This is a genomic window from Nocardia sp. GTS18 (assembly GCF_013839555.1).
Taxonomy (GTDB): Bacteria; Actinomycetota; Actinomycetes; order Mycobacteriales; family Mycobacteriaceae; genus Nocardia; species Nocardia rosealba.
In genome coordinates this window covers 192,310-217,657 of the sequence record NZ_JACBIU010000003.1, presented here as the reverse complement: position 1 = coordinate 217,657, position 25,348 = coordinate 192,310, and the positions used below count along the sequence as shown (strand labels likewise).

The following is a 25,348-nucleotide window of genomic DNA, read 5'->3' as shown; positions in this document are numbered from 1 at the left end:
GCCGGTCGGCATCGTGGGGAGGTGGTCCGGCCCGGGCGCCGGGGCAAGTCAGCCGGCGGTGACGAGGCCTTCGGCGATCATCCAGTCGCGGGCGACGTCGGCGGGTTCGCGACCGTCGATGTCGACCTGGCGGTTGAGTTCGGTGATGACCTCGTTGGTGAGCCGGGCCGAGATCGGCGCCATGATGTCGACCACGCGGGGGTTGGCGTCGGCGAACGGGCCGTACATCACCAGGGCCGCGTTGTACTTGGGGAAGAAGCCCTTGTCGTCTTCGAGCAGCACCAGGTCGAGAGCGGGGATGCGACCGTCGGTGGCGGCGACGGAGCCGAAGCGGCACTGTTTCGCGTCGGCGGTGGCCTGGTAGACCAGGGCGTCCTGCACGATCTGTTTCTGCGCTCTGCCCGCGTCGATGCCGTATTTCTGCGCCAGGCCCGGGTAGCCGTCGGGGCGGACGTTGAACTCGGTGCCCACGCAGGTGGCTGCCGCGGCCGGGTCGGCGGCGAGTAGTTTCGCGTAGTCCGACAGGGTGCGGACCCCGGTCTCCTCGGCGGTGCGTCTGCTGGTGACCAGGGCGTAGGTGTTGTTCATCGGTGCCATGGCCGCCCACACCATGTCGTGCTGTGCGCGGTCGGCGTCGCGGACGAGGTCGAACTGTTTGCGTTCGTCGGGTTCGGGGGTCTCGTTGCCGAGGTAGTTGATCCAGCCGGTGCCGGTGTAGTCGTAGGCGATATCGATCTGGCCGTTGAGTTGCGCGTCGCGCAGGCTGTTGGAGCCCTGGATATTGGTCAGGTCACGCACGTTCGCGCCTGCGGCGGTAAGGGCGAATTCGATGAGGTAGCCGAGGATGTTGGCCTCGGTGAAGTCCTTGGACCCCACCGTCACCGCGACACCGTCGAGTTCCGGGACCGGGGTGATACTGCCCGGGCCCACCGGCAGCGGCACCGAACCGCCCGATTGCAGACCGCATCCGGCGAGCACCACCGCGAGGACCGGGATCAGCCCATGCAACCATCTGCTCTTTCTCACCGCAGCCCCCTCGGCCCGAGAAACTGTTCGGCCAGCGCGCCGAGCCAGTCGACGAACAGGGCCAGTGCCACCGCGAGCACCGCACCGACCGTCAGGGTGACGGTGTCGCGCAGTTTGTAGCCGGTGTCGATGAGGATGCCGAGACCGCCCGCGCTCACCATGAACGACAGCGTCGCGGTACCAACGGCGAGCACCAGCGACGTGCGCAACCCGGCGAGGACGTAGGGAATGGCGAGCGGGAACTCGATGCGCCGCAACACCTGTACGGCCGACATACCCTGGCCGCGACCGGCGTCGATGACAGCCGGGTCCACCTGCTGATAGCCGAGGATCGTGTTGCGCAACACCGGCAGCAGCGAACAGAACGCGATCGGCGCTACACCCACCCAGAACCCGGTGGTCCGGGTGAGCAGGTAGCACAGCACGATCAAACCGATCGCGGGCGCCGCCGCCCCGATATTGGCGATCCCGACGAAAAACGGTGCGAGACGGCGGAACCGGCGCCGGGTGAGCAGCGTGCCGAGCGGCACCGCGATCACGACGACGATCGCGACCACGGCCGCCGTGATGAGCACGTGCTGCCAGGTGACCTCGGCGATATTGCCCGCACTGATACTGGCCTGCTGAATAGTCGTGAGTTCACGACGGAAGGCCCACACCAGCACACCGACGGTGAGGATCAGCACGATCACCGGTTGGGCGAGCAACCGCAGGAGTTCGGCACGCCGCTGGGTCGCCGGTGCGGACGCGGCGGCGGGGAGGTCGACGACCGGACGAGTCGAGGGAGTAGCGGTCACCATGAGCCCACCCGTTCCGCGACGAAAGTTCGAGTCGATCGGTGGTCGGGTTGGGAATTCTGCTGGTCGGGCATCATGACGACGCCTTCGCGGACGTGGCCAGGTGGTCGATGAGGGTGTCTACGGTGACGATACCGGCGTAACCGCCGCTCGCGTCGAGCACGATCGCCGAGGCAGTGCGTTCGGTGAGGAGGGCGGCGAGGGCGTCTTGGAGGGTGGCGTCGGCGGGGAGGGTCGCACCGATCGAGGTTCCTGCGGTGGTCAGGGAGTCCGCTTGTGCGAGTTCGTCTCTGGAGACCCGGCGAAGTGGTCGCCGTCGGGAGTCCAGGACGATCCCCCAGGGACGGTCCGCCTCGTGCAGTGCGGTGGTCAGTGCCGTGGGGTCGGTGTCCTCGGTGACGGCGACGCCCTGGTCGAGATCCAGGTCGGCGAGGACCGCGAGCCCCAGGCGGTCGATGGTCGCGGTGGCGCCGACGAACCCCGCGACGGTGTCGTCGGCGGGGGCGGCCAGGATCGCGGCGGGGGTGTCGTACTGCAGGATGCGGGAGCGGTCGCCGAGCACCGCGATACGGTCGCCCAGTTTCACCGCCTCACCGAAATCGTGGGTGACGAAAACGATGGTCTTGCCGAGTTCGCCCTGCAAGCGCAGCAATTCGTCCTGCAGCAGTGCGCGGGTGATGGGGTCGACGGCGCCGAACGGTTCGTCCATCAGCAGTACCGGTGGGTCGGCCGCCAACGCCCGTGCGACTCCGACGCGCTGCTGCTGGCCGCCGGAGAGCTGGCGCGGGTAGCGGTGGCGATAGGTGTCGGGATCGAGGCCCACGAGGTCGAGCATTTCGTCGGTGCGGGCGGCGGCGCGGCGCCGGTCCCAGCCGAGCAGTCCCGGCACCGTCGCGATGTTCTTGGCGACCGTCATGTGTGGGAAGAGCCCGGCCTGCTGGATGGAATAGCCGATGCCACGGCGCAATTCGTCGGCGTCGATGGCGAGCGCGTCGCGGCCACCGATGGTGATGGTGCCCGAGGTCGGTTCGATGAGGCGGTTGATCATCCGCATGGTTGTGGTCTTGCCACAGCCGGACGGGCCGACGAGTACGACGATCTCCCCGGCGGGGATCGTCATGCTCACCTCTTCGACCGCGGGGTCCGGCTGCTCCGGATACCGTTTGGTCACCCGGTCCAGGACGATCTCCACCCCGGAAACGGCGGTGGCGGCGCCGGTTTCGGCGGTGCTGGTGTCAGTCACGAATACCCCTCGAGATGGTGAACCGTCCGAGCAGAACCAGGACGCCGTCGAGCGCGAGTGCGAGCACGACGATGAGGATGGTGCCGGTGAGCGCCTGCGGCACGGCGTTGGGACTGCCGAGGCGCGCGAGCCCGGAGAAGATCAGGTTGCCGAGCCCCGGGCCTTTCGCGTAGGCCGCTAGCGCGAGGATGCCCATGATCATCTGGGCGCTCACCCGCATCCCGGTGAGGATCGACGGCCACGCCAGCGGCAGTTCGATCCTGGTGAGCAACTGCCACCGGCCCATCCCGACGCCACGCGCGGCATCGACGGCGGCCGGGTCGACGGTGGACAACCCGAGCACGGTGTTGCGCAGAATCGGCAGCAGCGCGTAGAGGACCAGCGCGACGATGGTCGGTGCCACACCGAGTCCGAGGAACGGGATCAGCAGCCCGAGCAAAGCGAACGACGGCACGGTCAGGATCGCGCCCGCCGTCGCGGTCGCCGCCGCCGATCCGAGCGGACTCCGGTAGACCAGGATCCCCACGAGCACAGCGATCACCGTCGCCAGCAGCAGGGACTGCACCACCGCCGACACGTGCAGATACGAATCGACCAGCAACTGCTCACGCCGGTTCACCACGAACGACCACAGTGCGTCCAGGATCCCCACCTCCCCATCGTCCGGCGGCCCAACGGGCCCTGCCCCAAGATGCCCACCCACAAGCCGGGTGAAACAACCCGTCACACACCCACAGCCGTCCAAGCACCCGAATCCACCTGCGCGGACCCGCGTTTCACTTCCGCCTCATGCTAACGCCCCACCCCGACACCCGTGGCCGTTCCGGCGCCCCCACCGATCCCCGACCCGGGCGGCCGGATCCACATCCCATGGCGGAGTCGCGCCCGCTTCGGGCAGTTCGTAGCGGCCAGTTCCGCATGGGCACGCGGTCACGCAGACCGAGTTTCCGACCCCGCTTCGGCCAGTTCCGCATTCACCACGGCATAGGCGGTGGAAGGGATGTAGCCCGCAGCAGGCCAACAGATCGCGCGGTCGACCAGTCGCTCGAGTCATCGACCCGCTTCGGCCAGTTCCGCTTTCACCACGGCGTAGGCGGTGGAGGGGTTGTAGCCGCGGCGGGCGAGCATGTCGACGAGGCGGCGGGTGAGTTTGGTTCGGTCGAGGTCCGGTGGTGTGGTGCGGAGTTTGCGGCGGACCAGTTCGGCGGCGGCCTCGTCGTCGCCCGGCTCCGGACGGGTGCGGCGTGCGGGTGCCGCAGTGTCACGGGAGGGCCCTCGAGCGATGTCGGCCCGGGCCTGCCGAGCGTGGCCGTCGTCGGTGTCTGGCTGCTCGGCGCCGTCGTGGTTCACCCTCTCACCGGGGCCGGTGGCCGAGGTTCGGGCGAAACCTGCGGCATCGAGTTCCGTGGTGACGACAGCGAAAGCGGTGGACTGGTCGTAGCCTCGGCGGGCCAGCATGCCGACGAGACGGCGAACCGCCTTGTCGCGGTCCAGTTCTCGGGGCAGGGTACGCAGTTTGCGGCGGACCAGATCAGTGGCGCGGTCACGTTCGGCGTCGTCGGAGACCATCGACAAAGCCTGTTCGGCGTCGATGGGTGCTACTCCTTTGTCGCGCAGTTCACGCTGCAGGGCTTTCTTCCCCTTGCCGGAGTAGGTGTGGCGGGCGTGTACCCACTGTTCGGCGAAGGAGCTGTCGTCGATGAGACCGACTTCGGTGAGCCGGTCGATGGCCGCTGCGGTGACCTCGAGCCGGAAACCCTTCTCGCCGAGCCGTTTCTCCAGTTCGGCGCGGCTGCGGGCCCGCACGGCCAGCAACCGCAGGCAGGCGTCCTTGGCTTGTTCCACGGTGGCTCCGGGCCGGTCACCCGGGGCGAGCCGGCGTGTGCCGGCTCGCCGCTCGGGCTCTCCCGGTGGGGATCCGGCCGCCACCGGATCCACCTGCCGCCCGTCGTCACCACCGACGACGGTCGACAGGGAGTCTGTGTCGCGCCGCGTGGATCGGCGAGAACGCCGGGCGCGGCGGGGCGTCGCCGCCCCGCTCCCCCACTCTTCATGATCAACACCGGTTCGCGGGGCGGAATCGGTCCGATTGTGTTCATCGGTGAATCCGGTCGGGTGCGCGCGCTGCGGATCGCCCGCACCCGACCGAATTCCCTTCGCGCCCGAGGCGACTCGTTCGGCACGAGCCGCCGGGGCGAGTTCGGTTGCCGACCCCGGTTCGCGCGTCACCTCCGACGTCAGCGACTGCGGTTGCACCTCGATACCGAGGCGAGCCAGCTGACGTCGCATGTCCTCGACCGGATCGGCCGGGTCGCGGCGTGCGCGGCCGGGGTTCGGCGTGCGCATCGGCTCAGAAGTCGGCGGGTGCGTCGGCCTCGGCGGTCAGATCCGCGCCGATGCCGAGCTTTTCCTTGATCTTCTTCTCGATCTCGTCGCGCACATCGGTGTTCTCCAGCAGGAACTTGCGGGCGTTCTCCTTGCCCTGGCCCAGCTGGTCGCCCTCGTAGGTGTACCAGGAGCCGGACTTGCGGATGAAGCCGTGCTCGACACCCATGTCGATGAGCGAGCCCTCCTTGGAGATGCCGTGCCCGTAGAGGATGTCGAACTCGGCCTGCTTGAACGGCGGGCTCACCTTGTTCTTGACGACCTTCACGCGGGTGCGGTTACCGACCGCGTCGCTGCCGTCCTTGAGGGTTTCGATACGGCGCACGTCCAGGCGCACCGAGGCGTAGAACTTGAGCGCCTTACCACCGGTGGTGGTCTCGGGCGAGCCGAACATCACGCCGATCTTCTCGCGCAGCTGGTTGATGAAGATGGCGGTGGTGCCCGACGTGCTCAGCGCGCCGGTCATCTTGCGCAGCGCCTGGCTCATCAGGCGGGCCTGCAGGCCGACGTGGCTGTCGCCCATCTCGCCCTCGATCTCGGCGCGCGGCACCAGGGCCGCGACCGAGTCGATGACGATGATGTCGATGGCACCCGAGCGCACGAGCATGTCGGCGATCTCGAGGGCCTGCTCACCGGTGTCGGGCTGGGAGACGAGCAGGGCGTCGGTGTCGACGCCCAGCTTGCGGGCGTAGTCGGGATCGAGCGCGTGCTCGGCGTCGATGAAGGCGGCGACACCGCCCGCGGCCTGGGCATTGGCCACCGCGTGCAGCGCGACGGTGGTCTTACCCGAGGATTCCGGGCCGTAGATCTCGACGACGCGACCGCGCGGCAACCCGCCGATCCCGAGCGCGACGTCGAGGGCGATGGAACCGGTCGGGATGACGGAGATGGGCTGGCGGGCCTCTTCGCCCAGGCGCATGACCGCGCCCTTGCCGAAGCTCTTCTCCACCTGAGCCAGCGCCAGTTCCAGCGCTTTGTCGCGATCGTAGGCCTGCGGTGCCATGATGTGGTCCCCTTCTCGAGGTGAGTGTCTCTCTGGTTGGCGCCCACAGTAGAGGGCGGCACCGACAAGTTCTGTCGCCAAGATTAGTCGAACACTCTTTCGAGTCAAGCGACGCGCCCGCAAACACGCCACGACCGTCGTCAGTGCTGCGGCAGCACCGATTCGTCGCCCTCGGCACGCGGCCCGAGGATCCGCCGTTGCGACTGTTCGATGCGCACATCGTTGATGCTCGCCTCGCGCCGGGCCATCCGCCCGTCGGGCGCGAACTCCCACTGTTCGTTGCCGTAGCTGCGCCACCACTGTCCGGTGTCGTCGTGCCATTCGTACTGGAAGCGCACGGCGATGCGGTTGTCGTGGAAGGCCCACAGGTCCTTGCGCAGGGCGTAGCCGTTCTCGGTAGCCCATTTGCGGGTGAGGAACTCGACGATCGCGGCGTGGCCGGTGAAGAACTCGTCGCGGTTGCGCCACACCGAATCCTCGGTGTAGGCGGCGGCGACCCGCTCGGGATCGCGGGTGTTCCAGGCGTTTTCGGCAGCGCGCACCTTGGCGCGCGCGGAGTCGAGGTCGAAGGGAGGCAGCGGTGGTCGCACGGTGTCGCCTTTCATGGGTTGTGCGGTGACAGTTCGGGTGCGCCGAAGCGCAGCGGTAGCGCGCCGGGGCGTTCGATCACTTGCTCGACGGTGTAGTCGACGGCGCATTGTGCACCGGTGGTGAGATCGGCGGTGTCCCAGATGATTTCGGCCCGGCCGGTGAGTTGCAGCAGCGCACCGGTCGACCAGTCGGCGATCAGTAAACCGCACCGCGGGTGGATGGCGAGGTTGCCGAGGGTCATGAACATCGAGTTGCCGCGATAGTCCGGCCAGCGCAGCCGGGTCGGCGACAGCAGCTCGAGGAAGCCGGGGTTGCCGCCACGGTGGGAGGCATCGGCGTGCCCGTCGGCGTCGGCGGTGGCGACGAAGAAGGTGTCGGCGGCGGCGATCATCGCCCCCTGCTCCGCGGTGAGTTCCGTGCCGCGCCGCGCCGGACCGGCTTGCCCGGCCGACACAGCGCGGATCTCTCGGCGGGAGATGTATTTCGGGCAGTTCGCGTACACCTGTTCGGTGGTGATCCGTACGCCACCGGGTAGTGGCGTCGCGGTCCCGTTCACGCGCATCCGGCGCCGCCGCTGCGCCTGCACGGCGATCATCCCGACCGCGATATCGCCGGTCAGCGCGCCGGACAGGGGGTCGTCGTCACCGGGTAGCGCGGCGATGTCGATGGTGGTGTCGTCGATCGCGTGCACGAATCCGGCGGGTCCGGTGAGCGGGCTGGCCCACAGTCGCCCCGCCGCGTCGGCCGCCGCGAGGACGACCATCGGCTGCTCGGCGAGGAAGTCCGCGGCGACGGCCGGGATTCCGGTGCGGATCGAACGCCCGACGCGTTCGGCGATCCCGGCCTGGCCGAGGCGTTGCTGCACGGCCAGCTCACCCGGATGGAACATGACGACTCCTCAGAAGAAGCCGCAGGTCGGTGCGCTACCCGCGGGGGCGGGTGCGGCTTCGGCGCCGGCCGGGGCGTACACCTCGAGCCGGATACCGTCGGGGTCGGCGAAGAAGATCCCGCCCGATGACGCGCCCTCACCGTGAGCTACCACTCCTTCGTGGAAGAACTCCGTGGCGAGCCCCCGCAGCGCCGACTCGACGGCGCGCACCGAGTCGAGGTCGGCTACCTGGAAGGCGAGGTGATGCAGTCCCGGTGCGCCGGTGGCGAATTCGCCGGTGCTCTGCTGCCACAGCGTGAGCATCAGCACGCCGTCGATACCGAGGAAGGCCCAGCGGCGTGCACCGTCGGCGCCGCTGCCGAGTTCCTCGAAGCCGAGACCACGGCGATAGAACTCCGCGGAGCGGTCGAGGTCGGTGACATTGAGCCCGATGTGGCCGGTGGTGAGCACGGGAGCGGTGACGGCGGTCATGAGTCCTCCAGGAATGGGTAACTATCTATGATTGTTTTGATGGTTAGAACATAGGGTGACAGAGCGCCGCCGTCAACCCCTGAAATACTTTTTGATGGTTAGGAGCGCGAGTTGATAGCCTCAGACATGCGCGATCCCCGTCCGCACACCGGCGAACCACCTGCTCTGGACCTGCTCAACACCCGATGGGCAGGCGCCGAACCCGGCGATCTGCTGGCCGATCTCGACGGGTTGCGCACCTGGCTGGCCCTGCTCGACCTGACCGACCGGGTACCCGCCGACGAGCACACCCTCACCGCGCTGCACACCGCGCGCGACGCCGTACACGACGCGGTCACGCGCGCCGACCACACCGCCCTCAACCGGGTTCTCGACCAGGGCCGCATTCGCCGCGAACTCACCGACGACGGCCCACGCGACATCCCCGAAGTGGCCGACCCCGCCTGGCTACCCGGCTGGCTCGCCGCCGACAACCTGCTGCGACTGATCGGCGAAGCGCCGCAACGGATCCGCCAGTGCGCCCACCCCGACTGCGTGCTCTTCTTCTACGACACGTCCAAGAACGGCACCCGCCGCTGGCACTCCATGGCGACCTGCGGCAACCGCGCCAAGGCCGCCCGCCACTACGCCAAGAGCGGGTGAGCGTTCAGAACAACTCGTCGAGCAGGCGGTAGTAGTCGAGTTTGTCCGCCTCGGGTTCGGTCAGGCCGTAGGCCGCGCGGAACGCCGTCACCGCGTCGGCACCGAAATCCTCGCCGAGGTCGCGTTCGGCCAGGGCGAGGTCGCGGTAGCGGTCGGCGCGGCCGAGCTCGGCGACGTCGATCAGCACACCACCGGCCAGCACATTGCCCGGGGTGAAATCGCCGTGCGCGACGACGAGGTCCTCGCTCGCCGGGCGACGGCGGACCAGTTCCGCGAGCAGCTCGGCCGGTGTCCGATCGCGGTGATCGGGGTCGAAATCGTCGGCGTCGACGAACCCCTCGACGACATTGCGGTGCGCCCGCGCGAGGGTGACGTCGAGCCCGGCGTCGAACGGGCAGTCCGCTACCGGCAGGTCGTGCAGGGCACGCAGCCGCGAACCGAGCAGCGTCCCGGCGGCGACCGGGTCGAGTGCCTGCGACGACACCGAACCACCGCCCACGTCCGCGAGAACCAGCACGTCCTCGGCGAACGCCGCCACCTCGGGAACGGCGATGCCCTTGCCGCGCAACCAGATCAGGCGCTCGTGTTCGGCGACGGCGCGCGGGCCGCGTTTGATCCAGTACTCCCCCGCCCGCAGCACATTGCCGCCGCGGCCCTCGTGCTCGTCGGACCAATCGGCAAGCGGTCCGACCAAGGCGATCACCTCGGGCGGCAAGGGCAGAGCCAGCTCGTCGAGGTGGTCGAGCGCAGCCCTGGTGGACTCGATCAGCTCGGAGTCACCGTCGGCCACCCGCAACCGCATCGCCTCGTTGAGCAGCTCGCGCGCTTCGTCGGGCCGGTGCTGTTCGGCCAGCGATTTGCCCAGGTGATGGGCCGCGAAGGAGACCAGTTCGGGGTCGAGGGCGCGGCTGGCGTCCAGCGCCCGGCGGTACAGGATCTCGGCGCGACCGGGTTCACCCTGATAGCGGTACACATCGGCCAGATTGATCCACACGGTGATGCGACGGCGCTCGGTATCGGCCAGCTCGAGGGCCTGATCCAGGCGGTCGAGCGCCTCGTCATAGCGCCCGAGCAGCATCAGCGCGATGCCGAGCCTGCGCAATCCACCGAAGTCGTGCGGGTCGGCGGCGGCGACACGGGCGGCGAGGGATTCGGCGTCGACCGGGATCATCCGCAATCGTTCGTCGAACCGGTAAGGACGTGCCGACGAGTTCTGCGCTGTCACGGACATAGTCTGGTCACCACCGGTTTCTGGGGACGTCGAAGTCGGCACACAGCGCCCGCCACACCTCGCGCGGGTCGACTCCCGCGTCGATCGCGGCCGCACCGGTCATCCCGAAGGCCGGAATGACGTGATCGGCCAGCATGGCGTCGGCGCGCGCAACGCCGAACTCGGTGTGCATCAGCTCCTGGAATTCGGTCAACCGCACCTTGCCCAAGATACTCGCGCTGTCGCGCACCTGTCAGGACGCCGGTCCAGTGCCACGGGTCAACCGAGGACGCGGCCGTTGCGAGGCCGGCAGGTTCCTCAGACCGTGGCCCCGATGCGATGACAGATCTCGACCGGGTCGGCGACCTCGTCCAGGCCGTCCGCGGCCCGGCGCGCGGCGGCGGCGAACGCCTTGTCGTCGAGGACCTGCCGCACGGCCGCGGCGACGGCGTCCGGGGTGAGCGGCCGGATCAGCAGCGAACTACCCTGGCGCACCGCACGATTGGCCAACTCCCACTGGTCGCCGCCGCCGGGCACGGTCACCACCGGCACCCCGGCGGAGAGTGATTTCGCGAGCAACCCGTGCCCGCCCCCACCGACGACCACCGCGGCGTGGGTGAGCAGCTCGTCCTGGCGGCCCAGACCTGCCGTCGCCCAGGCGGGCAGGTCTGCCGGTGGGGTGTCGAGCATCGAAACCGCTGCGCGCACACCGAGTCCGGACAGGCCGTCGAGCACCGTCTCGGCCATGCCCGCCACCCCGGTGTGGGCGGTGGACGGGGCGACCATCACCAGTGGTTCGTCGCCGGGTGGCAGTTCGAGCACGGCATCAGTGGGTTCCCAGAGCAGCGGGCCGACGACGTAGGTGTCGGCGGGCCAATCGGGTCGTGGGAGCTCGAGGGCGGGCAGCGTGGCGATGAGGCGGGCGGCGGGGCCCGGGTCCTCGGCGGGCAGCCCGATTTTCACCCGCGCCGCCGAACGCTGCCGCTCACCGGCCCGCACCGCGCGGTCGGTCATGGTGCGCAGCACGGTGTCGCGCAACCGGCCGCGCACTCCCTCGCCCGGTGCCAGGCCACTCCCGATCGGCGGCAGACCTTTCGACGGAAGGTACAGCGGGTGCGGTGACAGCTCCACCCATGGCACGCCGAGGCGTTCGGCCGCGAGACCGCCCCCGGCGGTGAGCACATCGGAGACGACCAGGTCGGGCAGCATGGCACCGAGTTCGGGCAGGTTCTCGGTGGCGATGTAGGCGGCGCGTTCGTGGATGCGGGCACCCGCGTCGGTGTCGTCGTCGGCCGGGCGCGGCGCGAGCCCTTTGAGTTTGCGCACACCGATGCCCGCGGCCCGCGCCGCATCGAGCCACCGGGGACCGGTGAACAACACCGGCTCGTCTCCGGCGTCCAGCAACCGCAGACACAACGCGATCGCGGGAAACGCATGCCCTGGGTCGGGCCCGGCTACCACAGCTACTCGCATGCGCCTCACCATGCCATATCCGCAGGACGCACGGTCGTGACCCCGTCGACACGGCCCACATCGGCCGATGCCGGGCCGACCCGCCCACGCGCCCAAGACAATCGGGTGGCGTCACCGAGTCCGGCGTGCGCTCAGCCTGCGAAGGTGAACAGCTCGAAACCGACTGCGTGCGCGGCGGGAAAGCCGTCCTTGGGACCCGTTGCCATCGCCACGATCTCGTCGACCTGTTCTTCCACCGGGGCCGGGCTCAGCACCTGCAGATAGCGCCGATGCGCGGCCAGGCTGGCCCGTGCCTTGTCCAGCTGATCACTCACGTCCACCGCGTGGGTGGCGACCGGGCCGACGACGGCGGCCCAGCGCGCGGACCACGGTGCCAGATCGGCGATCTCGGGGAAGATCCATTCGTTGCCCGCGTCGGAGATCGCGTCCATCGCCGAGCGGCCGACGGCCCGGTGATCGGCACTGTTCACGAAGCCGGGCGCCCAGGTGTCGCCGAAATTGAACAGCACGACCATCTCGGGGCGGTGCCTGCGGATCGCGGCGGCCAGGTCGCGGCGCAGCGGCAACCCCTCCTCGATGCGCCCGTCGGGGTAGTCGAGGAATTCCACGGTGTGCACACCCACTTCGCGGGCGCCCGCGATCTCCTCGGACTCCCGCAACGGCGCCGCCTGCGCGGGCGGCACACCCGCGATCCCGGCCTCGCCTCGGGTGACCAGCAGATAGCGAATGTCCTTGCCCTGCTTCGTCCATCGCGCGACCGCTGCCGCCGCGCCGTATTCGATGTCGTCCGGATGCGCGACGATCACCAGTCCGCGCTGCCAATCCTCGGGTAGCTGTTCCACCCCGCCCATGCTAGGGCTAGATCTTGCTGACCGGCGTCTTGTCGCCCGACCCCGTCACCGCCTTGTACAGCAGGTACAGCCCGGTGCCGATCGCGGCGAGCACCAGAATCGGCAGCACCGCCTCGAGGATGGCCCCGATGATCCAGAACGCGATGACCGCTACGACGACGATGCCGATGACCTTGAAAACCATGATGTGACTCCTCGGTGTCCGCGACCGCACAGCCGCGATCGACACCTTCGATGCTGCCACCGCCGTGGGCGTAAATCACCAGGTCAGCACGGATATCCGGGTAGAGATCAGGGTTCACCCCGAGACTCGCGCCGTCTGCATCTACCGTGAATCCATGAACTACCTGGCTCTGCTGCGTACCGAACTCACCACGTTCGGCGAGCTGATCACCGACGACGTCGATCTCAGTGCACCCGTTACGACCTGCGGCGACTGGACCTTCTACGATCTGGTCGATCACCTGGGCCGAGGCAATCAGTGGGTGGTCACCGCCGTCACCGAGCTTCGTGGCGACGACGACGGCCGGCCGGCGCCGAAAGATCCTGCGGCCCTGCGCAAGTGGTACGACGAGTCCGCCGACGCCCTCGCCGCGACTTTGTCGGCCGATCCCGAACAGGAAGCGTGGACCTTCACCCGTGCCATGCCGCGCACGGTCGGCTTCTGGCGCCGTCGCCGCGCCCACGAGACGCTGATGCACCGGTGGGACGGTCAGCACGCGCTCGGGAAGGCCGAGCCGTTCGAGCGGGCGATCGCCGAGGACGGCATCGATGAGGTCTTCGAGCTGTTCGCACCCCGGATGGTCCACCGCGGCCTGGCCACCGAACCGGAGGTGGCGCTGCGCGTTCGCACCACCGACACCGATCGCTGCTGGACCTACGGTCCCGGCGAACCGGTGGCCGAGCTGGCGGGTACGGCGTCGGATCTGCTGCTCGCGCTGTGGGCTCGCATCCCGCCCGACGATCAGGGTCTGCGCTGGGACGGCGACCGTGCCGCCGGGCTGCGCGTCCTCGCCGGGCCCTTGGTTCCATAAGCGCCCCGCCGAACCGGACAAGCGTCCATAATCGGGTTCGACTGCGAGGAGGACCGATGGAACCGATCGTCACGATTACCGGCGGCGCGATTCGGGGCACGACCGAAGGCGGCGTCACCCGGTTCCTCGGTGTGCCGTACGCGGCGGCGCCGGTGGGGCCGCGACGGTTCCGGTTGCCCGAACCGGTGGAGCGCTGGGAGGGCGTGCGCGAGGCGACGAGTATGGGCCCGACGTGCGCGCAGTCGCCGTATCCCGCGCCTATCCACGCCCTGATCGGCAGCGACGGCATCCCCGGCGACGACTACCTCAATGTGAACGTCTGGACACCCGATGTGGGCGGTGCGGGCCTGCCGGTGCTGGTGTGGATTCATGGCGGCGCGTTCGTGCGCGGGTCCAATGCCCGCCGGATCTACGACGGCACCGCGTTCGCGCGCGACGGAGTGGTCATGGTGTCGATCAACTACCGCCTGGGGATCTCCGGATTCGCGGAGCTCGACGGCGCGCCGTCGAATCGTGGCCTGCACGACCAGCTCTGCGCGCTGCGCTGGGTGCGGGAGAACATCGCGGCGTTCGGTGGCGACCCGGACAATGTGACGATCTTCGGGGAGTCCGCGGGCGGTATGAGTGTGGCCGCGCTGATGGCGGCGCCGCAGTCGGCGGGACTGTTCCGCCGGGCGATCGTGCAGAGCGGCAACGGATCCGTCGCCGCCGAAGCCGACGACGCGCGCCTGGTTTCGGCCGCGCTGGCCGGACACCTCGGAATCACACCCACCGCGGCGGATTTCGGTGCACTCGGTCCGGCCGACTTGTGCTCGGCGCAGAACGCCGTCGCGCTCGCGCTGATGACCGACCCCGACCCCCAACGGTGGGGCACCTCGGTGGTCGAGCGCGGCCTCGGCATCATGAGCCTGTTCCCGGTGGTCGACGGGGATGTCGTCGAGGGCACCCCCACCGAGGTACTCGCGGCCAACCCACAACGCCGGGTTCCGCTCATCGCGGGCACCACCGCCGACGAGTTCCGCTTCTTCACGGTTCCCACCGGTATCGCCGCGGGCGTCGATGCCGACAGCTTGCCGTTCGTGCTGGCCCGCTACGGCATCGATCCGTCGGTGGCACACACCTATTCGCGGCAACGCCCCGATGCCGCACCGGCCGAGATCTTCAACGCGATCCTCACCGACTGGTGTTTCCGCGCGGGCACCATGGACCTCGCCGAAACCAATGCCGCCACCGCGGCGACCTACGTCTACGAGTTCGCTTGGCCCACAGCACTGCCCGGCCTCGGCGCCTGCCATGTGCTGGAAGTCCCGTTCGTCTTCGACGCCGTGGACAACGCCCACACCCTCACCGGGCCGACCCCGCCGCAGCCGCTGGCCGACGAAATCCACGCAGCCTGGGTCTCTTTCGCCACACATGGCAGCACGGGCTGGTCGGCGTTCACTCCGGCAGAGAAGAACGTCCGCATCTTCGACCACCCCGCGTCGTCTACGGTCGACAATCCGCGCGCCGAGGAGCTAGCCGCCCTCCGTCAGGCGATTCGCTCCTGAGAACCGGACTGCTCGGCAGGTCTGTCGAGTCGGGCCGCCCGATCCGCCATACCCGCTGCGCGAGTATGGGATCCGTACGGGCGAGATTTCAGCGGGGAAGATCGGGCGACGACAAGCCGGGTCCGTCGGCCATCTCGGTGAGGGCCTGGGCCCAGCCGTCGAGGCGGTCGGCGGCTTCGCGCAGATCGGCCACGATTCCGTTGAACTGGTAGGCGACGACGGTGTCCTCGGGGACGGCCAGGATGCGGGCGGCCGCCGCGACGAGCTGTTCGTACTCCACGACGCCGGTTTCCAGGCGCGCGAGCACGGCGGTGACCGTGGCCTTCAACGCCGACACCGTCTCCGGGTTCGCCCGGCCCACTGTGTCGGCGGCCTGTTCCATGGCGACCACGTCGGCGGCCAGCGCGTGCAGGGCCGCGGCGCCGGAGTTCGCCGTAGCGAGCAGATCGCGCAACTCGTCCTCGGGGAGGCGCCTGGTGCGCGCGATCTGGGAACCGAGTCCGTGCAGCGCGCGTTCGGCGCGGATCAGCCGCTGGATCGGCGACCGGGCCGCCGACCGCAGTCCCGGTGATTTGCGTGGCACGAAGGTCGCCTGCGGCAACGGCTGACTGCGGGTGCGCAGATACCGCCGCGCGTTCACCGCGGCGCCGGTCACGAAAGCCACTGCCCCACCACCGATGACGACCACCGCCCACGCCGGCGCCGACACCACGGCCAACCCCACCGCGCCGACCGTCGTGATCCCCGAAGCCGTACCCAGCTGGAAACTGCGCCTGCGCATCCGGCGGCGACGCCGCAACTCACGCTCGCGGGGGTCGGCCCAGCGCCGCACCGCGACGAGCGCCTGCTCGCCCACTCCGCGCAGTGTCGCCGGAACCCCGCCGTTCATCGTCGACTGCACAACCGCCATCGGATCGGCGACCTCGATCCGGTCGCGCCGCGTTCTGCCGCTCATCGTGATCCTTCCACCTACCCAGAGTGCCACGCGGGTACGACAACCTCACCCTGAACAGGGCCGGGCCGCCGGTCGGCGTTCGACGCCCGCGACGGGCGCGAGTATCGAGCGTCGGCCGACGGCCCGAGGTGGCGTGGCTACTGCGCTACTGCTGAGCCGCCTGGCCACCCTTGTTGATCTGCGGCGCCGCGGGCTGCTGCTTGGCCGGGTCGATGGCCGCGTTGTTCCCGGTGGGCAGGGCATCGCCGCGCATGGAGGCACGGATCTGCTCGAGCTTGCTGTGCCCGGCCATCTGGATGCTGGCCTGCTGCACCTCCATCATCCGGCCCTGCACCGAGTTCTGGGCCAGCTCAGCCGAACCGAGGGCGTTGGCGTAGCGGCGTTCGATCTTGTCGCGCACGGCGTCGAGGCTGGGGGTGGAACCGGGCGCGGACAGGGTGGAGTCCATCTGCTGCAGCGAGGCCGAGACCTGCTCCTGCATCTTGGCCTGCTCGAGCTGGCTGAGCAGCTTGGTGCGCTCGGCGACCTTCTGCTGCAGCATCATCGCGTTCTGCTCGACCGCCTTCTTGGCCTGTGCGGCGGCCTGCAGGGACTGGTCGTGCAGCACCTTGAGGTCTTCCACCGACTGCTCGGCGGTGACCAGCTGGGCGGCGAACGCCTCGGCGGCGTTGGTGTACTGGATCGCCTTCTCGGTGTCGCCCGCGGCCTGCGCCTGATCGGCCAGGGTGACGGCCTGGCGGGCATTGGCGTTGAGCTTTTCGACCTCGTCGAGCTGGCGGTTCAGCTTCATCTCCAGCTGACGCTGGTTGCCGATCACCGACGCCGCCTGCTGCGACAGCGCCTGATGCTGACGCTGCGCCTCCTCGATCGCCTGCTGGATCTGGACCTTCGGATCCGCATGCTCTTCGATCTTGGAGTCGAAAAGGGCCATCATGTACTTCCAGGCCTTCACGAACGGATTAGCCATCGATTGATCCCGCCTCCATCTGTGCGTCGCTCGTGCGACTGGTGGTGCGCGACCGTCACGCACCAGATATGTGCTTATCCTTCACCATGCGGCACCCGGACCGATATGACCGGCCCACTCGACGCCTGATGAGAATCTATCCGCTCTCACCAGTAGTGCGCAGCGTCACGCGGGTTCGCCGCGTCACATCCCTTTCACCAATACCAGCATCTCGGCCCGCGGGGCCGGGATGACGATGCGGGTGTCCTCGGCGATCCCGATGCGCGCGTCCACGTCGGCCTGCGCGCTCGCGGTGGCCGACGGCTCGGCGGGCACCGGTTCGGCGACGGGTTCGGCCACGGGCTCGGTGAGCGCGGGTTCGCGGGGCGCGGAGCCGTCGGCTCCGGCCATGATGGTGCTCACGTCCCACAGCACCCGCGACAACGGCACGTCGAGTGCCTCGCAGATGGCGGCGAGCAGTTCACTGGAGGCTTCTTTGCGGCCGCGCTCCACTTCCGACAGATAGCCGAGGCTCACGCGCGCCGAGGTCGACACCTCGCGCAGCGTCCGATGCTGGGCCAGACGCGCACGCCGCAGACTGTCCCCGATTGCCTCCCGCAGCAGCGTCATCTCGTTCTCCTCCACCTCGGGTCACCGCCTCGGGCGGTGCTCACCTCTTTCTGGCACAACGTCGAGCAGCGGCCGAGGGTTCCCGGACGCGGCTAGTCCGTCGTCACATCGCCGTACCCACCGACACAGCGCAATAACTCCCCGATCGCGTTGTGCACCGCACCGATCCTGATGTTCCACCGGTCACCGTGCAGTTTCAACCGGCTCACCGCGCTGTGATCGGGTCCGGCTACTCCGAGGTATACCGTGCCGACCGGATGCCCGTCCTGGGAATCGGGTCCAGCGACCCCGGTGAGGCCGATCCCCCAGTCCGCCCCGCAGCGTTCGCGGGCGCCGACGGCGAGCTGTTCGGCGGTGGAAGCCGCGACCGCGCCCTCGACGAGCAGCACCTCCTCGTCCACTCCCGCGAGCCGGTGCTTCAGGTCGGTGGCGTAGACGATGAGTCCGCCGCGCAGCACCGCACTCGCGCCGGGCACCCCGGCGATCGTCGCGGCGAGCAGCCCCGCGGTGAGCGATTCGGCGGTGGCGACGGTCTGGCCCGCGGCCGTGAGTGCCGCGACCAGCTCGGCGACCGGCGCACCGGCGATCAGGGGGTCGTTCACCCGCGCGACTCGTTGCGCGCGCGACCACCCGCCACCCATACCCGCACGGCCTGGCCGACGTAGTCGAGGCCGGTGATCACGGTGAGCGCCACGGCCAGGTACATCAACACCATGCCCGCGGTGGCGAACGCACCGGACAGTGGCAGCACCAGCAGGGCGATGGCCACCGATTGCACGAGTGTCTTGAGTTTGCCGCCGCGCCCGGCCGGGATCACTCCGCGGCGCACCACGACCAGCCGCAGCAGGGTGATGCCGAGTTCGCGGCCGCAGATGACCAGGGTGATCCACCACGGCAGATCGCCGAGGATCGAGAGCCCGATCAGGGCGGCGCCGATCAGCGCCTTGTCGGCGATGGGGTCGGCGAGCTTGCCGAAATCGGTGACGAGACCGTATTTGCGGGCGAGTTGCCCGTCGAACCGGTCGGTGATGGCGGCGAGGCCGAAGACGGCCGCCGCGATCACGCGCCAGCGGGTGTCGTGCCCGCCGTCCGCGAACAGCGCGAGCACGAACAGCGGCACCAGGACGATGCGCGCCACCGTCAGCACGTTCGCGATATTGACCACCGGAACCTGATGTTCGGACATCCCCGGTAGCCGCCCCGTCTCGCGTTCGATCTCCTCGGGTCGCACGCTCATGCTGCGTCTTCTCGGCATGGTCGGGCGCCCTCCGTGGTCACGCACGCTTCCGCCGCCAGGCGCTGACCTCTCATGCCCCCGCCCTCTCGGCACTCACCGGCACTGCGCCGAATATCGGGTGTGTCGCGCGATGTTTGCTCACGCGTGCAGTGCCGTATTCCCCGGTCGCCGGGCCCGGCGCGATGCGATGAGCGGAACGACAGGATGTGCGGCACATGTTCAGACTATCGGTAACCGGGCCGACTACTGTGCACCCCATGACTTCACGGGGACCAGCAGGTGGTCCGACCAGCGACGCGCACCCGTCCGCGCCTACCGTGGCGCCAGTTCGAGACGTCACCGTGCGACGAGCGCGAACCTCGGATGTCCCCGAGATCAAACGTCTGGTCGACGAGTACGCCGGCCGGATCCTGCTGGAGAAGAACCTGGTCACCCTGTACGAGTCGGTGCAGGAATTCTGGGTTGCCGAGGTCGAGGGCCGGGTCGTGGGATGCGGCGCGCTGCACGTGTTGTGGGCCGATCTGGGCGAGGTGCGCACGGTCGCGGTCGATCCGGTGGTCAAGGGGCGCGGGGTGGGCGGCGCGGTGGTGCGTCAGCTGGTCGAGGTGGCACGGGAGCTGCAGTTGCAGCGGGTGTTCGTGCTCACCTTCGAGGTCGACTTCTTCGGCAGGCACGGTTTCGTGGAGATCGACGGCACGCCGGTGACCGCCGAGGTGTACGCGGAGATGTGCCGTTCCTACGACACCGGTGTCGCCGAGTTCCTCGACCTGAGTTTCGTGAAGCCGAACACCCTCGGCAACACCCGCATGCTGCTCACCCTGTAGATACCCACCGCGAGAAAGTTGATCGACGTGCCGATCTTCGCCGTCCACTACACCTACACCGAGGCCACCGCGGCCGAGCGGACAACCAACCGGCCGGAGCACCGGGGCTGGCTGAATGCCCTGGTCGACGCGGGCACCGTGCTCACCAGCGGCCCGTACCCGGACGGTTCGGGCGCCCTGCTGCTGTTCCGGGCCGAGGACAAGTCCTCGCTCGAGCAACTGCTCACCGAGGACCCGTTCGCGAAACTCGGCCTGATCGAGGACGTGCGCGTGGTCGAGTGGCTGCCCGTGATGGGCGCCTTCTCCGAATAGCCCGCACACGCGAACAGCCCGGAACCCCACGGGTTCCGGGCTGTTCCGCGTCGGTCAGACAGACGTGCGGCGGGTCTTCAGCAGGCTCGCCACCGTCGCGATCACGAGAATTCCGAGGATCACGCTCAGCGACACCGGCGTGGAGATCTCCGGCACGCTCACGTGCTCGCCACCGTTGATGAAGCCGAGAGTGTTCTCGTGCAGCGCGTGCAGCACCAGCTTCACACCGATGAACGCCAGGATGGCGGCCAGACCGTAGGACAGGTACACCAGCCGGTCCAGCAGCCCACCGATGAGGAAGTACAGCTGACGCAGACCCATCAGGGCGAAAGCGTTGGCGGTGAACACCAGGTACGGCTGCTCGGTGAGACCGTAGATGGCCGGAATCGAGTCGAGGGCGAAGAGCAGGTCGGCGAAACCGATGGCCAGCAGCGCCATCAGCAGCGGGGTGACCACTCGTTTGCCGTCGATCTTGGTGATCAGCTTGTCGCCGTCGTACTGGTCGGTGGTCGGCAGCACCCGCTTGGCCAGCGCGACGATGCGGCTGTCGCGCTGCTCCTCGTGCTCGGCCTCGTGCCCGCTCTCGCGCAGCAGCTTGATCGCGGTGTAGATCAGGAACGCGCCGAACAGGTAGAACACCCAGCTGAACGCGCTGATCGCGGCCGCGCCGACGGCGATGAACACACCGCGCATCGCCAGGGCGAGCACGATGCCGATGAGCAGCACCTTCTGCTGGTACATCCGCGGCACCGCGAAGGTGGTCATGATGATGAGGAAGATGAACAGGTTGTCCACCGAGAGCGCCTTCTCGGTGACGAAACCGGCGTAGTACTCCCCGGCGAAGGTGCCGCCCCATTTCCAGGCGACGTACCCGCCGAACAGCAGAGCGAGGCCGATGTAGACGGCCGACCAGATGCCCGATTCCTTGAAGGTCGGTTCGTGCGGCGTGCGCACGTGAGCGAAGAAGTCGAAGACGAACAGTCCGAGGATCACCAAGCCGGTGATCACCCATTCGAGCGTGGTCACATCCATGAAGTGGTCCGATCGATGAGGTTCATGCCGTCCATCATGTCCAATATGTCCGTTTCAGCCAACTTTGCGGAGCGATTGCCCGCCATGATTCCACACACAGCCGCGCGAACCCGTCCACGCCGGTAGCCGAGCCGAAAACCCGTTTCGCCTCGTCACGGCCGCTGCTACCGTCGACACATCGACCACCCACCGGCACCGCGAGAGGAGTCAGCCGTGACCGCCGAGTACAACCATTTCGCCGCGATGTCACGGCTGCCCGAGGACGCCGCGCTCCCCCAGCGCGTGTCGCGCGCGGGCATCGGCAACTGACCCGAGCCCGCCTCCGACCGCTGTCCGCGATCGGCACTCCGCGCCCCGGTCCCTCCTCGTTCGTCGCCGCTCGCTGACGGCACGGTCAGAGCAAACCAGCAGTGCGCTATTCGCCGTCCCCGGAATCCGCCGGATCGCCGCCACGGATCGACCACAGCAGACCATCGAGTTCGTCGGGCTTCACCAGCACGTCGCGTGCCTTGGAGCCCTCGCTCGGGCCGACGACACCTCGGGTCTCCATGAGGTCCATCAGCCGGCCCGCCTTGGCGAAACCGACACGCAGTTTGCGCTGCAGCATGGAGGTGGAGCCGAACTGTGAGGTGACCACCAGTTCCACCGCCTGCAGCAACACGTCCATGTCGTCACCGATATCGGGGTCGACGTCCTTGGTCTCGCCTGCCTTGGCGGCGGTGACGCCCTCCTGGTACTCCGGTTCGGCCTGGGTCTTGCTGTACTCGACGACCGCCTGGATCTCCTCGTCGGAGATGAAGGCACCCTGCAGACGCGTCGGCTTACCCGCGCCCATCGGCAGGAACAGGCCGTCACCCATGCCGATCAGCTTCTCCGCGCCCGGCTGATCGAGGATGACCCGCGAGTCGGTGAGCGAGGACGTCGCGAACGCCAGCCGCGAGGGCACGTTGGTCTTGATCAGACCGGTCACCACATCGACCGAGGGCCGCTGAGTGGCCAGCACCAGGTGGATGCCCGCCGCACGCGCCTTCTGGGTGATCCGCACGATCGCGTCCTCGACGTCACGCGGGGCCGTCATCATCAGGTCGGCGAGCTCGTCGACGATGGCGAGGATGTACGGGTAGGGCCGGTAGACCCGCTCGCTGCCGAGCGGAGCGGTGATCTTGCCCGAGCGCACGTTCTTGTTGAAGTCGTCGATGTGGCGGACCTTGTTGGCCTGCATGTCCTGGTAGCGCTGTTCCATCTCCTCCACCAGCCAGGCCAGCGCGGCGGCGGCCTTCTTGGGCTGGGTGATGATGGGCGTGATCAGGTGCGGAATGCCCTCGTAGGGCGTGAGTTCCACCATCTTCGGGTCGATCAGGATCATCCTGACCTCTTCGGGGGTGGCCCGGTGCAGCAACGAGATCAGCATCGAGTTGACGAAGCTGGACTTACCGGAGCCGGTGGAACCCGCCACCAGCAGGTGCGGCATCTTGGCCAGATTCGCCGAGACGAATTCGCCCTCGATGTTCTTGCCGAGGCCGATCACCAGCGGATGGTGGTCGTTGCGGGTGTGCGGCGATTTGAGCACGTCGGCCAGGCGGACCAGTTCGCGGTCGGCATTGGGTACCTCGATACCCACCGCCGACTTGCCCGGAATGGGTGCGAGCAGGCGCACGTTCTCCGTCGCCACGGCGTAGGCGAGGTTGCGGGCCAGGGCGGTGATCTTCTCGACCTTCACGCCGGGGCCGAGCTCCACCTCGTACCGGGTGACGGTCGGCCCGCGCACGAATCCGGTGACCGCGGCGTCGATCTTGAACTGCACCAGGACCTCGGTGATCGCCTCGATCATCGATTCGTTGGCGGCCGAACGCTTCTTGGGCGGGTCGCCGTCGAGCAGCAGGCTCAGCGGCGGCAGCGAGTAGTCGCCGTCGACCACACGATCGGTGACGAACTCCGGTTCCGGCGGTGGCGGCGGCGTCTGGTCGACGGGTGCGGGAGCCGGACGCTTGCGGGCCGGTTTCGGCGCGGGAGCTGGCGGCTCCTCGACGATAGGTTTGGCATCGCGCAGCGGCGGCTCGCCCAGCGACTCGGTCACCGCGTCGGAACCGGCGAAATCGTCGGCCGCCGACGCTGCGCCGCGACGGGACCGGTTGCGGTGCACCGGGAATCCGTCGGCGTCGTAGTTGGCCGGGTCGTAAGGGTCGCTGTCGTCGGCGTATTCGCCGAGACCGAAGTATTCGCGCAACCGCGACGGCACCTCGCGCACCGTGGTCCCCGTGAGCAACAGCACACCGAACACCATGGCCAGCAACAGAATCGGCATCGCCAGCCATGGGGTGAGCCCCTGGCCGAGTGGGCCGCCGATGGCGTAGCCGAGCGCGCCCGCGGCACGCGAACGTCCGTGCGCGTCGGTGGGTGACCCGGCCGCCAGGTGCCAGATGCCGAGCGCGGGCAGGATCACCAGCAGCCCGCCGAGGACCAGCCGTGGCCGGATCTCCGGATGGGGTTCGGTGCGCATCAGCACCACCGCGATCGCCACGAACAGCAGCGGCGCCACCGCGGCCGCCGACCCGGCGATCGCGCGCACGACGTCCTCGAGAAAACGCCCCACCGGACCACCGGCCGACAACCACACCGCGGCGGCGATGATCACGCTCAACGCGATGAGCGCCAAGCCGATCCCGTCGCGGCGATGCCCGTGCTCGAGTTCGCCCGCGCGGCTCAGCGTGCGGGTGGTGGCGCCGAGGCCGCGCGCGAGCATCGTCCAGCCGCTGGTGACGCCCCGGCCGATCACGGCCAGCGGTGCGGTGTTCGAGGCGCGTTTGACGGGTCTGCGGGCGGGGGTGGTTCGCCCACGCGCGGCCGACGACGCTCGCGGTGTCGTCGAACGAGACCGCGCCGACGGCGTCTGCCCCCTGCTCGATCCCGCCCGCGCACGAGAGGTCGTGGTGCTGCGGGACTTACCTGCCATGACGATCAGGCTAGCCGCTCGCACACCATCGAGACCATCCGCAACACTGGTCCCACGGGTGATGTGACCGCCGATACGCGCCGGACCCGCAGGTCGCGGGCCCGCCGGTCAACGCGCGGAAATACCGGATCGAGGGCGTTTCGCGGCCCGTCGCTTACCGAATCCTTGCCGATTTCCAGTATTTCGGCCGATCTGGGCTGCCAGCGGTGGCGCGGGCAGCACACCGCTCGGTACTTTGACTGCGCTCCATCGGGTCGTCGACCCATGCGTATGAAGGGGAACAAGTGAAGAGAATGCTCACCAGCGCGGCCGTGCTGGGTGCCACCGTCGCGACCATGTTCGCGGGGCACATCGCACCGGCGCAGGCGCAGTCGGGCTACTACGGCGCCATCGCGGCGTCGGTCAATTCGGGGGTGTACGGGTACGCGACCGATTACGGCAGCTACGCCGATGCCGAGGCGGGCGCCATGTCGGCCTGCCGGCGCGGCGGTGGCGGCGGCGGTTGCGACGTGAAGGTCTCCTATCGCAACGGGTGCGGAGCCATCGCGATCTCGCGTGGCTGGTGGAGCTACGGCTCGGCCTCGACCATCGGTGGCGCCAAACGCGAAGCGCTGAACCGCAATCCGGGCAATGCCTCGATCAAGCACTGGAACTGCACCAGCGGTTACCAGCTCTAGCCCGACCGTTTCGACCACCATCATAGGAGTTGTAGTGAACAACCGACCGATCAAGACCGCCGCCGTCCTCGTCGCGCTCGTCGCGTCGCTTGGGCTGAGCGCGTGCGGTTCTTCGGACACCGAGTCGAGCAGCGCGGGCGCCACCACCACCGCGGCCGCCTTCGAGTCCGGTACGGCCAAGCAGGACAAGGAAGAAGGCGGCGACGTCGCCGAGACCACCCCGCCGAACCTGCCCAAGCCCACCGTCGAGGAACTCAACGCGCGGCTCACCAAGGCGATGAGCGGCCAGCTCACCGCCGACGAGAAGAAGACCTACATCGAGGACGCCGACCAGGACCCGATGCTGGTCGACAAGTTCGTCGACGCCGCCAAGAAGAACAATGTGAAGGTCTCCATCACCAACGTGGGTGAACCCGCCGATGGCAAGCTCAAGGCCGACGCCGATGTCACCATCGACGGCCAGCCCGTGCAGGACGCCTTCATCGACTTCGTCGCCGAGGACGAGTCGTGGAAGGTCTCGCACACCTTCGCCTGCAACATCGTGAAGTCGGCCAAGCTCGACTCCGCGGCCTGCCAGGCTTGAGAAACGACGAAAACCGCCGGGCGACAACGTCACCCGG

General features: G+C 68.7%; 27 protein-coding genes and 2 pseudogenes. 7 read left to right on the top strand and 22 right to left on the bottom strand.

The window, feature by feature from the left end; genetic code table 11:
* Nucleotides 1-48: 48 nt before the first annotated feature.
* From HYG95_RS05770 to HYG95_RS05730, 10 genes and pseudogenes are all read right to left on the bottom strand, one after another.
* Entirely contained in the window at nt 49-1,026 is a 978-nt protein-coding gene (locus HYG95_RS05770; protein ID WP_181696947.1) for a glycine betaine ABC transporter substrate-binding protein, read from the bottom strand.
* Nucleotides 1,023-1,826, bottom strand: coding sequence for an ABC transporter permease (locus HYG95_RS05765; protein WP_181696946.1), 804 nt, complete (start codon nt 1,824-1,826; stop codon nt 1,023-1,025). Before HYG95_RS05765 ends, HYG95_RS05770 begins: the two co-directional genes overlap by 4 nt.
* A 70-nt stretch (nt 1,827-1,896) precedes the next feature.
* Nucleotides 1,897-3,066, bottom strand: a complete 1,170-nt coding sequence (locus HYG95_RS05760) for an ATP-binding cassette domain-containing protein (protein ID WP_181696945.1) — start codon at nt 3,064-3,066, stop codon at nt 1,897-1,899.
* On the bottom strand, nt 3,059-3,709 hold the full coding sequence (locus HYG95_RS05755) for an ABC transporter permease (protein ID WP_067636695.1): 651 nt from the start codon (nt 3,707-3,709) through the stop codon (nt 3,059-3,061). The genes HYG95_RS05760 and HYG95_RS05755 overlap by 8 nt, the downstream gene beginning before the upstream one ends.
* Before the next feature lie 407 nt (nt 3,710-4,116).
* Nucleotides 4,117-4,275, bottom strand: a pseudogene (locus HYG95_RS24675) (recombination regulator RecX); the annotation flags it as partial.
* Between the two features lie 177 nt (nt 4,276-4,452).
* A pseudogene (gene recX / locus HYG95_RS24670) lies at nt 4,453-4,995 on the bottom strand (recombination regulator RecX); the annotation flags it as partial.
* Between the two features lie 421 nt (nt 4,996-5,416).
* Entirely contained in the window at nt 5,417-6,454 is a 1,038-nt protein-coding gene (gene recA, locus HYG95_RS05745; protein ID WP_181696944.1) for a recombinase RecA, read from the bottom strand.
* 140 nt (nt 6,455-6,594) lie between these two features.
* Nucleotides 6,595-7,059: a nuclear transport factor 2 family protein gene (locus tag HYG95_RS05740; protein WP_181696943.1), complete on the bottom strand. Its 465-nt coding sequence runs from the start codon at nt 7,057-7,059 to the stop codon at nt 6,595-6,597.
* Nucleotides 7,056-7,934 (bottom strand): pyridoxamine 5'-phosphate oxidase family protein, encoded by an 879-nt coding sequence (locus HYG95_RS05735; protein ID WP_181696942.1) that lies wholly within the window; start codon nt 7,932-7,934, stop codon nt 7,056-7,058. The genes HYG95_RS05740 and HYG95_RS05735 overlap by 4 nt, the downstream gene beginning before the upstream one ends.
* 9 nt (nt 7,935-7,943) lie before the next feature.
* Nucleotides 7,944-8,405: a VOC family protein gene (locus tag HYG95_RS05730; protein ID WP_181696941.1), complete on the bottom strand. Its 462-nt coding sequence runs from the start codon at nt 8,403-8,405 to the stop codon at nt 7,944-7,946.
* Nucleotides 8,406-8,531: 126 nt separating this feature from the next.
* Here HYG95_RS05730 and HYG95_RS05725 point away from each other — a divergent pair, with 126 nt between their 5' ends.
* Nucleotides 8,532-9,047, top strand: coding sequence for a CGNR zinc finger domain-containing protein (locus HYG95_RS05725; RefSeq protein WP_181696940.1), 516 nt, complete (start codon nt 8,532-8,534; stop codon nt 9,045-9,047).
* Nucleotides 9,048-9,051: 4 nt separating this feature from the next.
* Here HYG95_RS05725 and HYG95_RS05720 read toward each other — a convergent pair whose 3' ends face one another.
* From HYG95_RS05720 to HYG95_RS05700, 5 genes are all read right to left on the bottom strand, one after another.
* Complete coding sequence (locus HYG95_RS05720; protein ID WP_181696939.1) at nt 9,052-10,278, bottom strand: phosphotransferase; 1,227 nt, start codon at nt 10,276-10,278, stop codon at nt 9,052-9,054.
* Between the two features lie 7 nt (nt 10,279-10,285).
* The gene (locus tag HYG95_RS05715) at nt 10,286-10,477 is read right to left on the bottom strand and encodes a DUF3046 domain-containing protein (RefSeq protein WP_181696938.1); all 192 of its coding nucleotides are present in this window, start codon (nt 10,475-10,477) and stop codon (nt 10,286-10,288) included.
* Between the two features lie 98 nt (nt 10,478-10,575).
* The gene (locus HYG95_RS05710; protein ID WP_181696937.1) at nt 10,576-11,730 is read right to left on the bottom strand and encodes a glycosyltransferase; all 1,155 of its coding nucleotides are present in this window, start codon (nt 11,728-11,730) and stop codon (nt 10,576-10,578) included.
* Nucleotides 11,731-11,861: 131 nt separating this feature from the next.
* Nucleotides 11,862-12,572, bottom strand: coding sequence for a PIG-L deacetylase family protein (locus HYG95_RS05705; RefSeq protein WP_181696936.1), 711 nt, complete (start codon nt 12,570-12,572; stop codon nt 11,862-11,864).
* A gap of 16 nt (nt 12,573-12,588) precedes the next feature.
* Nucleotides 12,589-12,765: a hypothetical protein gene (locus HYG95_RS05700; protein WP_166655713.1), complete on the bottom strand. Its 177-nt coding sequence runs from the start codon at nt 12,763-12,765 to the stop codon at nt 12,589-12,591.
* A 154-nt stretch (nt 12,766-12,919) separates the two neighbouring features.
* Here HYG95_RS05700 and HYG95_RS05695 point away from each other — a divergent pair, with 154 nt between their 5' ends.
* Nucleotides 12,920-13,615, top strand: a complete 696-nt coding sequence (locus HYG95_RS05695) for a maleylpyruvate isomerase family mycothiol-dependent enzyme (protein WP_181696935.1) — start codon at nt 12,920-12,922, stop codon at nt 13,613-13,615.
* A gap of 56 nt (nt 13,616-13,671) precedes the next feature.
* A complete protein-coding gene (locus tag HYG95_RS05690) occupies nt 13,672-15,162 on the top strand; it encodes a carboxylesterase/lipase family protein (protein WP_181696934.1) in 1,491 nt (496 codons plus the stop codon).
* 88 nt (nt 15,163-15,250) lie between these two features.
* Here HYG95_RS05690 and HYG95_RS05685 read toward each other — a convergent pair whose 3' ends face one another.
* The 5 genes from HYG95_RS05685 to pgsA form a co-directional block, all read right to left on the bottom strand.
* Entirely contained in the window at nt 15,251-16,117 is an 867-nt protein-coding gene (locus HYG95_RS05685; protein ID WP_255495008.1) for a hypothetical protein, read from the bottom strand.
* Nucleotides 16,118-16,262: 145 nt separating this feature from the next.
* The gene (locus HYG95_RS05680; RefSeq protein ID WP_067492725.1) at nt 16,263-17,084 is read right to left on the bottom strand and encodes a PspA/IM30 family protein; all 822 of its coding nucleotides are present in this window, start codon (nt 17,082-17,084) and stop codon (nt 16,263-16,265) included.
* 183 nt (nt 17,085-17,267) lie between these two features.
* On the bottom strand, nt 17,268-17,693 hold the full coding sequence (locus tag HYG95_RS05675; RefSeq protein ID WP_067492978.1) for a helix-turn-helix domain-containing protein: 426 nt from the start codon (nt 17,691-17,693) through the stop codon (nt 17,268-17,270).
* Between the two features lie 92 nt (nt 17,694-17,785).
* The gene (locus tag HYG95_RS05670) at nt 17,786-18,295 is read right to left on the bottom strand and encodes a CinA family protein (RefSeq protein ID WP_181696933.1); all 510 of its coding nucleotides are present in this window, start codon (nt 18,293-18,295) and stop codon (nt 17,786-17,788) included.
* Complete coding sequence (gene pgsA, locus HYG95_RS05665) at nt 18,292-18,930, bottom strand: CDP-diacylglycerol--glycerol-3-phosphate 3-phosphatidyltransferase (RefSeq protein WP_181696932.1); 639 nt, start codon at nt 18,928-18,930, stop codon at nt 18,292-18,294. Before pgsA ends, HYG95_RS05670 begins: the two co-directional genes overlap by 4 nt.
* Nucleotides 18,931-19,187: 257 nt before the next feature.
* Here pgsA and HYG95_RS05660 point away from each other — a divergent pair, with 257 nt between their 5' ends.
* Together HYG95_RS05660 and HYG95_RS05655 are read left to right on the top strand one after the other, a co-directional pair.
* Nucleotides 19,188-19,754 carry an amino-acid N-acetyltransferase gene (locus HYG95_RS05660; protein ID WP_084456481.1) on the top strand — a complete coding sequence of 189 codons (567 nt, stop codon included), beginning with the start codon at nt 19,188-19,190 and terminating at the stop codon, nt 19,752-19,754.
* 27 nt (nt 19,755-19,781) lie between these two features.
* Nucleotides 19,782-20,066, top strand: coding sequence for a YciI family protein (locus HYG95_RS05655; protein ID WP_181696931.1), 285 nt, complete (start codon nt 19,782-19,784; stop codon nt 20,064-20,066).
* A 54-nt stretch (nt 20,067-20,120) separates the two neighbouring features.
* Here the strand turns inward: HYG95_RS05655 and HYG95_RS05650 are convergent, their stop codons facing one another.
* Complete coding sequence (locus HYG95_RS05650; protein WP_181696930.1) at nt 20,121-21,098, bottom strand: TerC family protein; 978 nt, start codon at nt 21,096-21,098, stop codon at nt 20,121-20,123.
* 415 nt (nt 21,099-21,513) lie between these two features.
* Nucleotides 21,514-24,051 (bottom strand): DNA translocase FtsK, encoded by a 2,538-nt coding sequence (locus tag HYG95_RS05645; protein ID WP_181696929.1) that lies wholly within the window; start codon nt 24,049-24,051, stop codon nt 21,514-21,516.
* 293 nt (nt 24,052-24,344) lie between these two features.
* Between HYG95_RS05645 and HYG95_RS05640 the strand changes: the two genes are divergently transcribed.
* Together HYG95_RS05640 and HYG95_RS05635 are read left to right on the top strand one after the other, a co-directional pair.
* Nucleotides 24,345-24,728 (top strand): DUF4189 domain-containing protein, encoded by a 384-nt coding sequence (locus HYG95_RS05640; RefSeq protein WP_225280807.1) that lies wholly within the window; start codon nt 24,345-24,347, stop codon nt 24,726-24,728.
* A 34-nt stretch (nt 24,729-24,762) separates the two neighbouring features.
* The gene (locus HYG95_RS05635) at nt 24,763-25,311 is read left to right on the top strand and encodes a hypothetical protein (RefSeq protein WP_067636350.1); all 549 of its coding nucleotides are present in this window, start codon (nt 24,763-24,765) and stop codon (nt 25,309-25,311) included.
* Nucleotides 25,312-25,348: the final 37 nt, after the last annotated feature.

Bases quoted from the DNA above. Each gene is read 5' to 3' on its own strand.
- HYG95_RS05765 (WP_181696946.1), bottom strand. From the start codon at position 1,826: ATGGTGACCGCTACTCCCTCGACTCGTCCGGTCGTCGACCTCCCCGCC.
- recA (WP_181696944.1), bottom strand. From the start codon at position 6,454: ATGGCACCGCAGGCCTACGATCGCGACAAAGCGCTGGAACTGGCGCTG.
- HYG95_RS05740 (WP_181696943.1), bottom strand. From the start codon at position 7,059: ATGAAAGGCGACACCGTGCGACCACCGCTGCCTCCCTTCGACCTCGAC.
- HYG95_RS05735 (WP_181696942.1), bottom strand. From the start codon at position 7,934: ATGTTCCATCCGGGTGAGCTGGCCGTGCAGCAACGCCTCGGCCAGGCC.
- HYG95_RS05730 (WP_181696941.1), bottom strand. From the start codon at position 8,405: ATGACCGCCGTCACCGCTCCCGTGCTCACCACCGGCCACATCGGGCTC.
- HYG95_RS05725 (WP_181696940.1), top strand. From the start codon at position 8,532: ATGCGCGATCCCCGTCCGCACACCGGCGAACCACCTGCTCTGGACCTG.
- HYG95_RS05720 (WP_181696939.1), bottom strand. From the start codon at position 10,278: ATGTCCGTGACAGCGCAGAACTCGTCGGCACGTCCTTACCGGTTCGAC.
- HYG95_RS05710 (WP_181696937.1), bottom strand. From the start codon at position 11,730: ATGCGAGTAGCTGTGGTAGCCGGGCCCGACCCAGGGCATGCGTTTCCC.
- HYG95_RS05700 (WP_166655713.1), bottom strand. From the start codon at position 12,765: ATGGTTTTCAAGGTCATCGGCATCGTCGTCGTAGCGGTCATCGCGTTC.
- HYG95_RS05695 (WP_181696935.1), top strand. From the start codon at position 12,920: ATGAACTACCTGGCTCTGCTGCGTACCGAACTCACCACGTTCGGCGAG.
- HYG95_RS05690 (WP_181696934.1), top strand. From the start codon at position 13,672: ATGGAACCGATCGTCACGATTACCGGCGGCGCGATTCGGGGCACGACC.
- HYG95_RS05685 (WP_255495008.1), bottom strand. From the start codon at position 16,117: ATGAGCGGCAGAACGCGGCGCGACCGGATCGAGGTCGCCGATCCGATG.
- HYG95_RS05680 (WP_067492725.1), bottom strand. From the start codon at position 17,084: ATGGCTAATCCGTTCGTGAAGGCCTGGAAGTACATGATGGCCCTTTTC.
- HYG95_RS05675 (WP_067492978.1), bottom strand. From the start codon at position 17,693: ATGACGCTGCTGCGGGAGGCAATCGGGGACAGTCTGCGGCGTGCGCGT.
- pgsA (WP_181696932.1), bottom strand. From the start codon at position 18,930: ATGAGCGTGCGACCCGAGGAGATCGAACGCGAGACGGGGCGGCTACCG.
- HYG95_RS05660 (WP_084456481.1), top strand. From the start codon at position 19,188: ATGACTTCACGGGGACCAGCAGGTGGTCCGACCAGCGACGCGCACCCG.
- HYG95_RS05650 (WP_181696930.1), bottom strand. From the start codon at position 21,098: ATGGATGTGACCACGCTCGAATGGGTGATCACCGGCTTGGTGATCCTC.
- HYG95_RS05645 (WP_181696929.1), bottom strand. From the start codon at position 24,051: ATGGCAGGTAAGTCCCGCAGCACCACGACCTCTCGTGCGCGGGCGGGA.
- HYG95_RS05640 (WP_225280807.1), top strand. From the start codon at position 24,345: ATGCTCACCAGCGCGGCCGTGCTGGGTGCCACCGTCGCGACCATGTTC.